The sequence below is a fragment of the Paenibacillus sp. T2-29 genome (assembly GCF_052921365.1).
Genome location: NZ_JBREVE010000002.1, coordinates 712,740 through 728,229, shown reverse-complemented (window position 1 = coordinate 728,229; position 15,490 = coordinate 712,740). Strand labels below are relative to the sequence as shown.

Here is a 15,490-nt window from a genome sequence, read left to right as displayed (position 1 = left end):
TTGCATGTTGGAAAACTTTGAAATCTCGGAAAATTACATGTACCGGAAGACGTTGCTTGGCATGGAGTATTATACGCGGATATTTGATCATGAACAACTAGACGATGATGAATATCTTGACAGACTTGCACGGTTCGTTCAGAAGCAGGGGTTGATGGATTCCATTTATGTCTCCAGCCCCTCGACCTACGCTGCGCTGCAAAGCCTGGAACAAGGCAGAACATTGAAGTCCAAAAAAAAGCGGAATCTTATCCTTAGTCTAAGCAAGTTCATTTCGCGGGCAATTTGTAGACCAACACCGTTTGGACTGTTCGCGGGGGTAGGCATTTCCCGATTCGGAAACACGGGAGGCGCCGGAGAACATGTCGTCTGGGCAACTCCGGATTATAGCCTAATTTACCGCTTAATAGGGCTTTTCCATGGGGATGCGGATGTCCGCAATGAATTGAGACTGAGTGTAAATAACACCTCTTACATTGACCATCACAGGCTCGTCATCTCTTATCAGACTCTGTTTGCAGCAGATCAGGAGGAACGAAGCACTGAAAATATATCTATTCTCAAAACCCCGGTCATAGATTTCATCATGAAGATCCTTGATAAAGAGCAGCAGACTTTTCTGCAGCTTATGCAAGCTATAAAAGATGCCTTCGGCGTGGATGACACGATCAGCACAGATTTTTTGCAGCAATTGATAGAACAAGGCTTTTTGGTAAGTGAGATGATTCCCAATCCTCGGGATAGCGCTCCTTTGGGGCATCTGATCCGTACACTAAAGATGCTCGCTGCTCCCAAGGCAGCATATTACGCAGATATTTTGGAGAGAGTTGGACATGCCATTCAGGACATCACAGTTGCTGCGGTCAAACGCGAAGGCATTGAGGCTGTTCGAAAACTAGTCCAGCTTATCCTTCCCGATTATCAGGGCGACTTGGTCAAAATAGACGTAAGGCTGAATCAAGCAAATGAAATTCACTTATCGGACAGCGATAGGCAAGCGTTGGCCCAAGTAGCTTCAATATTGAGCATGCTTTCTACGTACAGGAAAGAGGATACACTTTCCGACTATCGTCAGCAATTTACTGAGAAGTACGGAGTATATGAAGAAGTGCCCTTATTGCAGTTGTTCAGTAAGACGTTGGGGCTCGGCAAACCTGAAGAGTACAAGAGCCACTACCAGAACGGAGATAAGTACAGGCATAAGGATGAAGGCAGGTTCCGACAGCTCAAGGCGCTAATTGCGGAGTGGCAGACTGAAGCGCTTGCCAATCATTCGGATATCGTGCTTGACGAGGCCAAAATCCAACAGCTGTCTGAATTGAGTCTGGAGAATGTCCATGTCTCGTTCGATTTGTATTATTCCTGCATGGAGAATGAACAAGGTGAAGTTACGTTTTATTTAAACAACAGAGCCGGATCATTGGAAGCGTGTCAAAGCTTCGGAAGATTTGCCTACATGTTTGACAAAGATAGCCGTGATGAAATCTTCCGTTTTGTCAGGAACCCGAAGGATCAGAAAGCAGGGGAGAGCGCCGCTGAAATCTCATTTTACCCATTCAGCCCCAAAATAACTAATATTATGACGGCAGGCCCAACACCGGATCAATCCATGGATATGGCCACGTTCCCCGAGAATCGGAATTTGGATATTTCCCAACTACTGGTAGGGGTGGAGGATTCGGGATACTTTTATCTAAAGCACAGGGAAACAGGCGAACTGGTATTTCCCAAACTCAGCAGTATGTACAATACAGAGCTGGCGCCTTATCTGATCCGGTTTCTGAATGATATTAATCTGCAGTATCAGACCGGATGGTCCCATCTGGAGGAGTATCTCTATGATTCTTCTTTTACACCGAGAGTAACCTATAAAAATATCATCATCTGCCCTAAAAAATGGACATTATATGCGGATAAACGGCTCCAGAGCGAAGAACAGTTTTTGGCCTTTTTGGAGGATTGGATCATAAAGTATAACATTCCGCGATATGTATATTTGGTGGAGCTGGACAATAAGCTATTGCTGGATTTGGATCGCCATCATCATCGAAAGCTTTTGCACAAAGAATATACGCGGAATCCGGAAGGCAAGGCGGCTGTTATTATGGAGACGGAGAAAGAATTGTTCGCTTCCGTTAACCGGTATATGGAGGAGTGCGTATTTTTTTGCAAAAGCCCGATGTTTCAGTACTTGCCGATAGACAGATTGTCTGCACAGGCTACCGATAAAAGCTTAAATAAAGTGCTGAGTTCTTCGGTGAATGCCGTTTATTATCCAGGTTCGGATTGGATATCCCTGCAGGTATATTACAATCAGGAACTGCTAACCGATTTGCTGGGCAGTGCATTTAAGACATTCATGGACAATAGCGCCGAGTACTTCATTGACCAGGTTTTTTTTGTCCAGTATGCAGATAAGGAGCCGCATATCAGGCTAAGGTGCAAAATGTCGGGAAGCGTAGAGCATCAGCGTTTCACGGCCTTGAACTATGTTTTTGATTTTCTGAATACTGTAACCTCGTCCGGATTGGTTAGTTCCTATTCGGTTGTTCCTTACCGGCCTGAAATTTTGCGGTATGGCGGCGCAGCCTTCATTGAACAAGCGGAGAGGTTATTTGCTATCGATTCTTATCTAGTTTCAGGCTATTATGCAGGCAAGAGGTCAATTAATGCAACCGATCAGATGTTATTTTGCTGCACCGGACTTTTTGAGGTTGTGAACTGCGCGTATCCGCTGGCAGAAGATCAATTGAAGGCTATGGCTGCGATTATTGATCCGAAGAAATTCAGACAGGAGTACCGGGAACACAAAGAAGCGCTATTCGAAAGGATTCAACAGACCCGTTCCATATCCTTGCCAGCAAGCGATAAAGACGACAGGTTGCGGCAATACGCTGCATATTTCACGGCTATCCGGGAAGCTGACGACAGAACCAATTACTACGATGATATTATGTTCAGCATCATGCACATGTTCTGCAACAGAGTGTTCGGCCTGGACCGGGAAAAAGAAGAGCTTGCCCTACACCTATGCTACTACAGTTTGGAAGATTATCTACAGGTAAGCAAATATCATGTTGCCTATTGAGGAGGAGCTTATGGCGGTCAAACAAGTCCCGGGAAATTTATCTGAAATAGTCAGGCAAAGCGCAGAAATTTACAAAGATATAGATACTGTAACCCTGCTAATCAAGAAGCACGCCATGCATGATTACCCTGAAATGGAGCTGATATCGCTGGCTTCAGGATACCCCGGGATCAGCCTTCTTCTGGATAAGCTAGATGAAGTTTACCCGGGGGAAGGGTGGGCTGCGCTTGCTTTCAAGTACAATCAGGAGATTGTGCGTTTAATCGGTAATATACCGTTCCATTCATTGTCACTGTATACCGGATTAGCAGGCGTTATTTATCTGTTCAACGAGTGTTCAAGAGGTTCAACAAGATATACGAATGTGCTCTCGCAGACGCTGGATATGTTTCTTAGCAGCTACGGGGAGTTCTATGAGGAGACAAGAGGGAAATTGGAAGACTCTTTGATTGAGGATAGCGACTTGGATTTGATTTCAGGCTGGACGGGGATTGCAGCTACATTAATGGAGGTTAAGGAACGCCAGGACAGATACGTTGGGAAGCTGGATGCAGTGCTCCTTAAGATACTTCAACTGATTACGGATGCTGTAGGCAAGCTGAGACATTTCGAGGAACTTCCCGAACAGACCATTTATTATAATCTTGGCATGGCGCACGGAATTACAGGAGCCATTAATCTGCTGGCCGTTGCACATCTCCGCCGCTACCCGTTAACTGGATTGAGAGAAGTACTGGAAGTTGCCAAGACTTTTCTACACGGAAGTATCAGGGAGTGGAACGGCACCCTTGTCATACCTAATATGTTCACACCGGATGAATCCGCAGAGACTAGTCGGAATCCAGGTTATCACAGAGATGCATGGTGTTACGGCACACCGGGAGCTTCTGTGGCTATGTTCCGGCTGGGATTGGCCCTGGAGGACAAAGCACTGCAGCAGCAGGCTCTGCAATTGTTCAATACCGTCTACTCCAGACCAGATTCGCTAAGAAAGGTAATTTCACCGACGATCTGTCACGGCTATGCAGGCTTGGTCCTGATTCAGCACCATTTCAGCCGTGCGGCAGCCATGCCGTTTAAGGATGAATTTTTGCATCGTTTGTTATCATATCGAAATACTGGTGAGGGAGTACCTTTTATAGACCTTGAGGGAAGCGTCGATGATCCGTTATCTCTCGATAAAGTTGGGCTGCTCGATGGATGTGCAGGTGTATTGCTGACACTGCTGACCTGTGATAATGAGAACTTGAGTACATGGAAGCAGATGCTGGTATTTAGCTAACAGGAGGAGACGGTAATGTTCATTTTATTAAAAGAAATTATTACAGTCATGGTGGGACTGATTACCGATTTTCTCTCTTTTCAACTGGATGCATATTTTTATATTTGGTTTCTGGTCCTGTTTATTTCAAGCTTGGCAGCGACCCTGGTTCAACGAAGCGAAGGGACTATTACCTACAGCACAGCCGAATGTGTCGGAATAAATGTGCTAGTTGTCGTATTATACCTAGTAATCGGTACAATTTTGGCCAGATACTTTGCAAGTTTTGAGGATCAGCAGATTGTTGCTGAAGATAAGATTATGCTGTATAAAATTTCTTTTATGCTTACATCCGCTGTAATTATAGTGGATATTATACTAGATAGGTTGAAGAGAGGGCGGAAATTCTCCTACTCTTTGGAGTTTCTTGCCGGAAGCGCCGTGTGCTTCTTACTGTTCCAGTTAAGCAACCAAACGGACTGGATAGGAACCAAGCTGTCGCTCTCCTATATTGTCATGGTAGCGATAGCCGCAGGTGTCTATACAATGGCAATGAAGTTTTTGCTAGAATACGAAAATCACAAAGAGAAATAGGTGATTAAGCCATAATGGAATTGAATATGGAGAGCACGGCATATAAAAAGATCGGTGAAGAAAAACAAACGGCCCATTCCTTGCTGAAGTTAATCAAAATTGCGAGATGGCCCAAGCTTGCGCTTGCTTGGAGCATAGTATTTACACTGATTTCCGCCGCTTTTTCATTAGTATTGCCGATCATGACAGGCAAGCTTGTCGATAAGATCTCAGCTATGGAGCTGACGATCCAGACCGCAGCTGTGCTTATTTCGCTGTTTCTGGCCGGAGGGATTTTAAACGCCGTGTCTTCTCTGCTCCTCAGATATGTGGGGAGCAAGTTTTTTCAGGAACTGCGACTGAAAATTTGGGAAAAAATTATCCATTTGCCGGTTAATTATTTTGATAACAACGAGAACGGCAAAATCATCAGCAGAATGACGAACGACCTTGCTATTGTAAGTAATTTTCTAGCTATCACTCTGCCTTCTATTCTGGCTGATGTCCTGATGGTCACTGGTTGCATCATCATGTTATTTGTGTTGGATTGGAGATTAATGAGTGTACTCGTTGCTCTGATTCCTATAACGGCGCTACTAATCTATCCCATTGGAAGAAGGATGAATAGGGTAGCGGTTGAGGCACAGGATGCAGCCGCAGACTTTTCCGGTGAGTTATCCAAAATTCTCTATAACATCAGATTCATTAAAGCGACGACGTCGGAAAAGCTTGAAATGAAATATACTCGGGAGATACTTGGACGTATCTTTCGATTGAACATCAAAGAGGGAATATTGTCAGCTGTCATTGAGCCGATTGTCACAATTATCATCATGCTAGCTTTGGTAGGAATGTTTTGGTATGGAAGCGCCGGCATTGCCGCTGGACATATCACTACAGGTACTCTGGTATCCATGATCTTTTATTTGTTTACAATGGTTTCGCCTCTGACCCAGCTCAGCAGTTTTTTCTCGCAGTATCAAAAGGCCAAGGGAGCAAGTAAGGAAATTTATACCATATATAACCAGCGAGATGAGAAGCAAGAAAAGTTAGGCAGTGTGCCGGACATGAAAAGTCATGATCAGAATTCGGATATCCTGCATTTTGCCAATGTTTCTTTCTCGTACAACCAGGGCCAACCGGTATTATCCAACGTGGAGTTAACCTTCAGAGGCTGTACCACTACAGCGATCGTAGGGCCTTCCGGCTCGGGAAAAACAACAATATTTTCTTTAATAGAGAAATTTTACTCAGAATATAATGGAGAAATCTATTACAATAATGTATATTTGGATAAGATTAGGACGGAAGAATGGCGTCGCAAAATATCCTATGTTATGCAGGATAGTGACTTACTGGTAGGATCAGTGAGAGACAATCTGGTATATGGCCTAAACAGAGACGCGGATGACCATGAGATTTATGCGGCTCTTGATACAGTAGGCTTGAAGGAGGTAATTTATCAATTACCGGATGGTTTGGATACCTTTGTTGGAGAAAGGGGAGTCAAATTATCGGGGGGACAGAAGCAGCGAATCCAGATTGCCAGATGCTTGCTTTCAGACCATGAGATCCTGCTGTTTGATGAAGCTACCGCCAACCTGGATAGCGAGTCAGAGCAGCTCGTCCATGATGTAATCAAGCTTCTCTCCAAGAATAAAATGACCATTGTTATCGCTCATCGTTTGTCAACCATCTACAAAGCGGACCAGATAATCTTTTTGGATAAAGGAGAAGTAACGGGGGTAGGCACGCATCACGAATTAATGAGTTGGCATGATAAATATCGTGATTATGTTCAATTCCAGCTTCCCGCACAATTAAGTTAGGGAGGGGCGGTGGCGTTGTATCATCAATTGTCAACGTGGATCGTTGATAAATACTTTCAAGACGAAGAATTGGAAGCGGAGAAGCGTGCTTATGTGCTTTATTATCTGGAGAACATACTGGCTGGCACAGAAAAAATACTTCTTGTATTGGTCAGTGCCTGTTTGCTCGGTGTATTAGCCGAAACGGCTGCGATGCTGCTTTCCTATACAGTGGTCCGGCGAAAGTCCTTTGGCTGGCATGCTCGCAAGTCGCATCATTGCACCTGGGTCAGTCTACTGACCTTTGTGTTTGTTCCCTGGCTCTTAAAGGAAGTAGAATGGAACCGCTTTTTTTTGGCGACGCTCTGTCTGCTTTCTATCATTCTGATTGTCAGATACGCTCCGGCCGATACGGAGTGCAATCCATTGGTAGATCCGAAGTTCAGAAGAGCATGCAGATTACAAGCTATCTTTTTAAGTATAGTGTTTGTTTTCGTGGCCATCGCACTAGATTTTTATCCTTGGTTAATATTTGGGCTGTTTCTTGAAGCAGTTGTCATCACACCAGTATTCTATTCCATAATGAGAAGGAGTTATGCCAATTATGAACAATATCAAGAATATTAAAGAATACAGAAACAACCATACCCAGAGACTCAAGGCTAAGCTACTGGAGCATATGAGTAAAAGAGGTGAAGGAGGAGGGATTTGTTTCGGATTGTTCTATGAACCAGTCAACCCAAAAGTTTGGAAATTGAACAAAAAATGATTACATCCGGCATTTATTTTTTGCAATACACCAGCTATCTTGTAATATATCATATGGTCAGCGGCAATGGTCTAAGCGTTTTCCGTATGAATTATAAGCTGCTGCTGTTTTTAGTCATGTATTATTTTATCGGAATAACAGCTCTGAATAACTTCGGACTGATTGTTTACCTATTTCTATTTGTGCTACTGGCAGTATACGGGTGGTTGACCGACAAATATGAATCCTTGTGGGTCATAGGCTTCTACGCCATCCTTACCATCTTCATTACGACACTGCTGGGTTATTTCATAACGGTAATCAGCTATGCGGTTCCTTATGAATATAAAAACAAATGGACGGCGCCCTTCCTAACCGCTTGTTCACCTCCGCTGATCTACTTGGCGCTCCGAAAGCTTGTGTCTTATTTGTTTCCTACTCCGGCGGTCAGGCTTTTGAAGATATATCGGATTAAGCTTATCGTCGGAGCTTCTTTAATCTTAGTCTTGGGGATCATCGGACTAGGACTCATTATCTATTCGGAGTGTGAAAGCAACAATCCGTATCCAAGCAGATTAAAGATTGTGTTGATGCTGATCGGCTTGACCTCCATCTTCCTGATGACGATCAATTGGCTGTATCGCTTCCTGCGTGAACGTGAGCTAGAGAAGAACAAGACGGAACAATACCTGCAGCTGGAGGCTTATATTATGGAGATTGAAAAAATGTACGAAGACATCCGCGGCTTCAGACATGACTATACCAATATCCTGTTAATGCTGGACGAGGGGATCAGAACTGGGGATTTAGCGATGATCAAGCGGATATATGAGAGTTCTATCCAACCTACTGCTTCACAGTTGAACGGATATTCCTATAGTCTGGATAACCTGATTAATCTGGACGTGAGTGAGCTCAAGAGTATTATTACATCCAAGGTGCTGGTGGCAAAGAAGCGTGGAGTTGACGTAAAACTGGAAATTGATAGCGGTATCAGTGAAATGTATATGGATATTATAGACCTTTGCAGAGTAATCTCTTGTTTCTTGGACAATGCAATCGATGCGGCACTAGAGACCTGCAATCCGTCCATAAATATTGTGCTGATCCATGAAGACGATATTCAGACGGTGACGATACGAAACTCTTATAATCATTCTGCACTTGACGGGATTAAGGTGAATGATCTCTACAAACGGAACTTTTCAACGAAAGCGGACAATCGAGGTCTTGGCTTGTACAATATAGCAAAGGTGCTGCGCAGCAACAAGTATGTAACTTTGGATACCAAAAAGGAACCGGATTTTTTCACGCAAACATTAATTATAAAGAGAGCGACATCATGAATATTTTTATTCTGGAAGATCAGTTTATCCAGCAGCGCATAATGGAAAAGATGGTCCGTAAAAGCTGCGAGGAACTTGGCATCTGCTGCAGCAATCTCATTGCCACCAGTAAGCCGGATCTCCTGCTTTTTGAATCTAAAGCTTGTGCGAATAACTTGTATTTCCTTGATATTGAAATCTCTGGTTGTCAGATGAAGGGACTGGAAGTTGCCCAGGAAATCAGAAAATATGATATGTATGGGCATATTGTCTTTGTAACTACCCACGGTCATCTGTCTCCGCTTACCTTCCAATATAAGGTAGCAGCTCTTGATTTCATTATCAAGGATGCTACTCAGGATGAAATGGAAAAAAAGGTCAGAGAAGTTCTTGTTGTTGCCCATCAAAGAAAGCCTGTGTTGGATGTCAATGATTGGTTTATACTCGACAATAAATTTACGAAATTTCAAATTTCCTTCTCCAGCATTTATTACTTTGAAACAACCGGTGTTCCCCACAAAATCCGTCTGGTTTCCGAAAACAGAACTCTTGAGTTTTACGGCGATCTGAAAGATATTGAGGCTAAGGACCCAAGGTTGTTCCGGTGTCATCGGGCATTTATCGTAAACCTGATGAAGGTGGAATCTATAGATAAGAGCAAGAAGGAGATCATTTTTCAAACCAATCAGAATTCCGGAGAAGCAAGGCGCATTATTCCCGTTTCCCGCCAATTGTTGAAGCACCTCTTAGATAAGATGGGAGACCGGAGCCTCCTGAACAGACCTGTTTACGAATAGAATAGATACGGAGGGCATAGTCCTTCGGGAAGAAAAGGGGAGGAATATGGAACAAAGATTATCCGTTCAAGCAGAGGTGAAAGGCATTGATGCCACCAGTTTAAAATTAATTGCAGTATTGGCAATGCTAATTGATCATATTGGAGGGCTATTTTTTGCCGATTTTTTGGGCTTTCAGGTGGTAGGCAGAATTACATTGCCTATCATGGCTTTTTTTGTAGCCGAAGGATATATCCATACCAGAAGCTTCAAAAAATATACAATGCGCCTTGCTCTAACCGGGCTAGCCAGTGTGGTGCCTTACGGATTGGTATTTAAAGATTGGTATACTTCGGGAAACATCATGCTAACGTTGTTGATGGGCCTACTGGCAATATGGTTCTATGACAACACGACCAATCCTGTGCTTAAATACTTGGCGATTTCGGCTCTTTGCGTAGTCTCTCTTTTGGGAGACTGGAGTGTGATTGGAGTGTTCCTGGTTCTGGCTTTCTATGTGGCTCGCAAACAACAGAAGATTTACAACGGATGGATTATTGCAATAATTGCGCTTATGTTCATTTTCGGAGTCATCATTATATGGGCTGTTCCCGATTCGCTCAGCATCATGGGCATCAACGCCAGCACAATGAACGAATATCTTTATCCGTTTGCGATCGGCGGGGCCTGTATTTTTGCACTCCCTTTGCTATCCCGATATAACGGAGAGAGGGGAAAAGGCCCACGAACCTTCTTCTATTTGTTTTATCCGCTGCATTTGCTCGCGCTTTATCTGCTGAAGTTGGCTATTGATTATTACATATAAGAAGGGCTGTCTAATAAGTAACTAAAATAAAAAATCAGACGGGAAACGGCATGTTTTCCGTCTGATTTTTGCGGTTTGACGAACTATTCGAATGTTGATGAAGCAAGGAATACTTTGAGGGTTCAAGGAGGAGCAGCATGAAAATTATGCCTTTACAGAAACGTGGAATCTCCGATAGTCGGCTGGTACTTGGCTGCATGCCTTTTGGTGGAGAATGGAGCCATGCACCGTATACACAGGAGCATGTCGTTGAAGCGGAGAGAGCTGTAGAAGCTGCACAATCTATCGGGATTACGATGTTTGATCATGCGGATATCTATCGTATGGGAAAAGCGGAAGAAATTTTCGGTCGGATTTTAAAGGGACAGCCCGGATTGCGTGAACAAATCGTAATTCAGTCCAAATGCGGTATTTTTTTGCCGGATGGCACGCTCCCAGGCCGTTTTGATTTCTCATATGATCATATTATGGAGTCCGTAGATGGTATCTTGAAGCGTCTGGGTACTGAGTATTTAGACATCCTGCTGCTGCACCGTCCCGATCCGCTGGTAGAGCCGGAAGAAGTAACGAAGGCGTTCAGCGAGCTTAGGACATCCGGCAAAGTCAGGCATTTTGGCGTTTCCAATATGAATGTAAGCCAAATTCGTTTTCTGGAACGTAGCCTAACGGAGCCGCTGATTGTTAATCAGCTGGAGATGAGCTTGGCACATCTACATTTTATAGATCAGACCGTACACGTGAACCAGCATGCAGGGACAAATGTACATTTTGGCGAAGGATTGCTGGAATATTGCCAAACTAAGGATATTCAGCTCCAGGCCTGGGGACCGCTGGCGCAGGGACGTTTTAGCGGAGGTTCTCTGGAAGGAGAGCCTGAGCACATCCGTAAGACGGCAGAACTGGTGCAGAAGCTGGCTTCTGAAAAGGGGACGACACGTGAAGCGATCGTCCTGGGCTGGCTGATGAAGCATCCGGCACGGATTCAGCCTGTCATTGGCAGCGCCAATCCTGAACGAATCAAAGCATGTCAGGATGCAGAACGCCAGAGCGAGCTGATGACCCGTGAGGAATGGTATCAATTGTATGTCAGTGCACGCGGACAAGCCTTGCCATAACTCGTTTAAAAGCCCTTCCCCTCGTCTCATTAACAGACGGAGGGAGGGCCTTTACGTGGATATATCCTATATGTCTTCAGCAGCTATTCCTCTTCGTATCGGGCGAGGGCCTTGGCTGTTGTTTCCTTCATTCGCGAAATTAATCGAGAGCCTTGAACGACCTTGACACGTTTGCCGAGGAAGCGGATTTTGGATAACACATATTCACATTCGTCTGCCTGGAAAGTGAGCGTAATACGATAGGTATCTGCTTCCTGATCATATTCGACCTCCTTTTCAAAACAGGAAAAAGCATATAAAATACGAGACATTTCACCGTTATATACAGGAATAATTTCGATGATGCCCTGTTCTTTGCGTGACTCCAGTATACCGAGTATTCGTTGGGTAAACGTCTCGGCTTCTTCAGGTAGGATCTCATCCTCCGTAACGGTTACGATGTTGGACAGTTTAGTGGACATAAATGCGCGGTGGCGACGATTATACCACAGCAGACTCCATTCTTTTTTGACCATGGAAAACTCCAGCTTGTATGGAAATCCGGACATTCGCTCATGCAGGCGTCCGTTGCGCAGTTTGTAGGTCATACAGATGCCTGAACGGGATCGCAGAATGGAACGCAATTCACGCAGGAGTGGATGATAAACCGAAGCAGCAGGAACCCCTGCTTTTTCGCGCAGGCTGCTATCAGCCTCCAGAGGCTCGTCGTCTGCAAGTAATTGCCGAAGCTTATCAAGTGTAGAGGGGGTAAAAGCCTCTGTCGCTGCCGAGTCTGCAAGCATGGACTTAAGCCAGACTCTTTCCTGCGATGTGGTAGCAAAAGCGCCCGATTCATCCAGTCGTGAGACGATCTGATAGTTAAATATTTTCTCGAACAGGCTCATAATAGGCTTGCAGCTCCTTCCATTCCTGTCTGAATTCCTTACGCAGCCGCTGGGGTTCCAATACCTCACAGCTTGATCCGAAGCTGCGAATCCATGGTTTGATCTCAGTGATTCCATTCACTGTGATTTCATAGATAAAGGATTCACTTTCTTCCTCCGTAATCGCACCCCATTGTCCCTGTGACAGTACACGTTCCCGGATAAAGTTGCGCTTTGCACCCTCAGGATTAAAAAAACGTACCCGTACCTTCACGGGACGACCCGTATCAACAAGCCAGCTGTACCGCATTTTTTCTTCCAACACGGCTAACAGGTCGGCATAAAGCTGCTCTGGGACAGGCTTGCCCTCCACCAATTGAGTCATGCCCTCCATACGAAACTTCATGATTCCTTTGCCGCCTACATGACCAAGCACATACCAACGTCCGTATTGATGATCATAGATGACTTGCAGGGGCAGAATGGTATGTTCACGGCCTTCGGTCTCTTTTTCAAACCGTGGGTTTGTGTTCTGTGACCCGTACATGCTTCGTTTGGACGCCGAGAAATATAAAAAGCTTACACAGCGACGTTGCCGAATGGCATGCAGAAGCGGATGAATATGGGCTTCGTCCAGAATGCGTGAATAATAATGGTATTTATATAAAAAAGGCTCTGCCATCTCACGATCTCCGAGCTGACGGCGCATGGCTTTTTTAAGATGATCTCGTAACAGATATCCCTGCACAGAGGGGAGCTGGGTGTTGGCCATAATGTCCACAAAATCATATAAGTCCAGTAATTCCTCGTCCGTCAGTTCTGTCACCAGATCATTGCGGACAGCATAGCGATAGGGCCTGCCGCCAGGCTCCTTACGAATCACGCCGACTTCGACCAGATATTTCAGATCAGAACGAATTGTTTTCTCATCTGGCAGTGAACTGTCGGAAGGCAGGCCATTGCAGCAAGCATCCAACAGTTCCATGGTAGTCATAGACTGTGACTGTAGCGCTGTCAGCAGAAGGGATAAGCGGACACTTTCCGATTCCTTGAGCGATTTGGCCCGAAACAGGAATAACAGCAATGGATCAGCGGATTCGTAATAATTAAAGCGCAGCATCTCATTAAAATCATGTCCCTGTTCCGCAGGCAGCTGCTGTTGTACGGATTGGACGATTTCCTTGAGGCGGCGGATCGTTTTATCAAAGGTATGTACCGAAATGCCAAGTCTGTCTGCAAATTGCTGCCGATTATAAGCGCCGCTTGTTAGTGTGAGCATACGCAGGAATTGAATTTCTTTATCAAAACTCTCTCTCGCCATGATGCATTCCCCGTTTCTGTAGCCGTTCTCCGAAAATAAGTATCCCTTTATTCTAACAGGGAAGGGATGCAGGAAAAAGGTAATTTATTCATCTTTGTAATACTTTCACCATGTTCATGACTTCCAAAATAAAGGATTATAGGGATATAAGGTAGCACGATAAGTAAGAAGCAATACATAACGGAAGGGTGATGCAACATGTTTGGACGATTCAAAAATGAAGTGTTATATCCATGGGTAGGTAAGCTTTCGATTTATGAAACGATTAAGCAGGGACTGGACCCTCAGGGTAGGCTTACGGATGATCATTTGCCAGATGATGAAGAATACTGGGCAGGTCACAAGATGCGTTGGGTGGCAGGAGGGCTGGATGGAGCGTTTGGGCATCACGGCGCTGGCGGAGATGGAGAGACTGACAAAATTAAGGATCTGGCGCAGTTGTTGTCCAGACAATGCCGGAAGCCAGGGATGAAAACGAGACGTGAGACGTATGTACGCTTGATGGAGGAAAATGCACTCAGCCTGATTGATCCGCTGCTAGATGCGGTGCGGGAGCATCCAGCAATTCAGCCGGATCGATTGTATGAGGAAGCACGTTGGCTGGCTGAACACGGAGCACATCGTAATGTGGTGAAGTTTGGCATTGCATTGCTTGGATTGCTGGAGACGGATCAGCACCACGAGCTTATTTTAACACTAGCCAAGCATGATGAATTCACGCTATATGCGGCTGTAGCTATCCGTAATATTTCGGAGCAGGCCAACGAGCAGTTGTATAGGTTAGCATCACAGGTACATGGCTGGGGACGTATTCACGTAGTAGAACGGCTGGAGCCGACACGGCAGGAAATACGTGATTGGTTATTACGGGAAGGATTCCGCAACAATGTCATGTATGAGTATCTTGCTTATGAGTGCGCTCATAAAGGCGAACTGCATACAGCCATCGCTGTACCGCACATTGATCAGGAGTTGTTTGACGGGGCGGGTGATATTCTATCAGCTTTGCTGGCAGTAGGCGGACCTGCGGAAAGTATAGATGATTATGAGCATGCCGCTATGGTCATAGGCAACTACCTTCGCCATGCTAAGGCCATGTGTACGACTGTGAAGCATTTTACGATCATCATGGATATTGCGGATTTTCTGGGTGAAGAAGACGATTCATGGGAGGCACGTTATGAGCATGAATGGACGCCGGAATTGCGTAAACGTTACGCGTCGATATGCCAGCAGACGATGGACGATCCACAGTGGGTAAAGCCGGTAGAACAGGAGCTACAGCATGCAAATTCACCGCATCTCCACTATGCCATTCGTGTAGCTCGAATGCTAGCACTAGATGTATGGCCCGTGCTATTTGATCAATTAAGCCAATACCCAGTCAAGCCTAATCTGTACTTTGAACTCATCAGGACAGAGGATGAACAACGGGCTCGTAAGCTGGCGGCTTTTGCAGAAAAGCGCTTGCCTCTGGAAGAGATTGCTTCTGGTCCTGCTGATGTGCCAGGCTTTGGACCGGAGTATGAAGCGCATCAGTGTCTGGGTATTTTGCTTCAGCTATTGTCTTCTTACGAAGGAATGGGGCAAGAGCTAGTTGCTGCCGGACTCTGGAGTCCGGTGACCTCCAATCGTCATGCAGCGCTTCATGTACTCAAGGAATGGCCTTCTGAGATGTGGGGTGAGGAAACGACAGAGCGTCTTCGCCGCTTATCGGTAGCTGAAACGGAGGAGTCGATTAGAGAACAGATTCGGGAATTACTTTAATGATAAGGGAGGGAACAAC

General features: G+C 45.1%; 12 protein-coding genes. 10 read left to right on the top strand and 2 right to left on the bottom strand.

The window, feature by feature from the left end; all coding sequences use genetic code 11:
* Positions 1-4 precede the first annotated feature (4 nt).
* From ACU1JV_RS08875 to ACU1JV_RS08835, 9 genes are all read left to right on the top strand, one after another.
* A complete protein-coding gene (locus tag ACU1JV_RS08875) occupies positions 5-3,088 on the top strand; it encodes a lantibiotic dehydratase (RefSeq protein WP_064962539.1) in 3,084 nt (1,027 codons plus the stop codon).
* 10 nt (positions 3,089-3,098) lie between these two features.
* Positions 3,099-4,370 (top strand): lanthionine synthetase C family protein, encoded by a 1,272-nt coding sequence (locus ACU1JV_RS08870; RefSeq protein WP_017426262.1) that lies wholly within the window; start codon positions 3,099-3,101, stop codon positions 4,368-4,370.
* 15 nt (positions 4,371-4,385) lie between these two features.
* Positions 4,386-4,943: a DUF5823 family protein gene (locus tag ACU1JV_RS08865; protein WP_017426263.1), complete on the top strand. Its 558-nt coding sequence runs from the start codon at positions 4,386-4,388 to the stop codon at positions 4,941-4,943.
* Positions 4,944-4,957: 14 nt separating this feature from the next.
* Complete coding sequence (locus ACU1JV_RS08860) at positions 4,958-6,751, top strand: ABC transporter ATP-binding protein (protein WP_017426264.1); 1,794 nt, start codon at positions 4,958-4,960, stop codon at positions 6,749-6,751.
* A 15-nt stretch (positions 6,752-6,766) separates the two neighbouring features.
* A complete protein-coding gene (locus ACU1JV_RS08855) occupies positions 6,767-7,357 on the top strand; it encodes an accessory gene regulator AgrB (protein WP_064962538.1) in 591 nt (196 codons plus the stop codon).
* Between the two features lie 138 nt (positions 7,358-7,495).
* Entirely contained in the window at positions 7,496-8,824 is a 1,329-nt protein-coding gene (locus tag ACU1JV_RS08850; protein ID WP_090736710.1) for a sensor histidine kinase, read from the top strand.
* Complete coding sequence (locus ACU1JV_RS08845; protein ID WP_017426267.1) at positions 8,821-9,600, top strand: LytR/AlgR family response regulator transcription factor; 780 nt, start codon at positions 8,821-8,823, stop codon at positions 9,598-9,600. The genes ACU1JV_RS08850 and ACU1JV_RS08845 overlap by 4 nt, the downstream gene beginning before the upstream one ends.
* A gap of 46 nt (positions 9,601-9,646) precedes the next feature.
* On the top strand, positions 9,647-10,405 hold the full coding sequence (locus ACU1JV_RS08840) for a TraX family protein (protein ID WP_017426268.1): 759 nt from the start codon (positions 9,647-9,649) through the stop codon (positions 10,403-10,405).
* Between the two features lie 137 nt (positions 10,406-10,542).
* A complete protein-coding gene (locus ACU1JV_RS08835) occupies positions 10,543-11,520 on the top strand; it encodes an aldo/keto reductase (protein WP_413985628.1) in 978 nt (325 codons plus the stop codon).
* 83 nt (positions 11,521-11,603) lie between these two features.
* On the opposite strand, the gene ACU1JV_RS08830 is transcribed toward ACU1JV_RS08835, so the two are convergent.
* Both ACU1JV_RS08830 and ACU1JV_RS08825 read right to left on the bottom strand, forming a co-directional pair.
* Complete coding sequence (locus ACU1JV_RS08830; RefSeq protein WP_413985629.1) at positions 11,604-12,404, bottom strand: WYL domain-containing protein; 801 nt, start codon at positions 12,402-12,404, stop codon at positions 11,604-11,606.
* The gene (locus tag ACU1JV_RS08825) at positions 12,379-13,704 is read right to left on the bottom strand and encodes a helix-turn-helix transcriptional regulator (protein WP_040102059.1); all 1,326 of its coding nucleotides are present in this window, start codon (positions 13,702-13,704) and stop codon (positions 12,379-12,381) included. The genes ACU1JV_RS08830 and ACU1JV_RS08825 overlap by 26 nt, the downstream gene beginning before the upstream one ends.
* Positions 13,705-13,902: 198 nt before the next feature.
* On the opposite strand from ACU1JV_RS08825, the gene ACU1JV_RS08820 reads away from it, so the two are divergent.
* The gene (locus tag ACU1JV_RS08820; protein WP_413985630.1) at positions 13,903-15,471 is read left to right on the top strand and encodes a limonene hydroxylase; all 1,569 of its coding nucleotides are present in this window, start codon (positions 13,903-13,905) and stop codon (positions 15,469-15,471) included.
* The last annotated feature ends 19 nt before the right edge of the window (positions 15,472-15,490 follow it).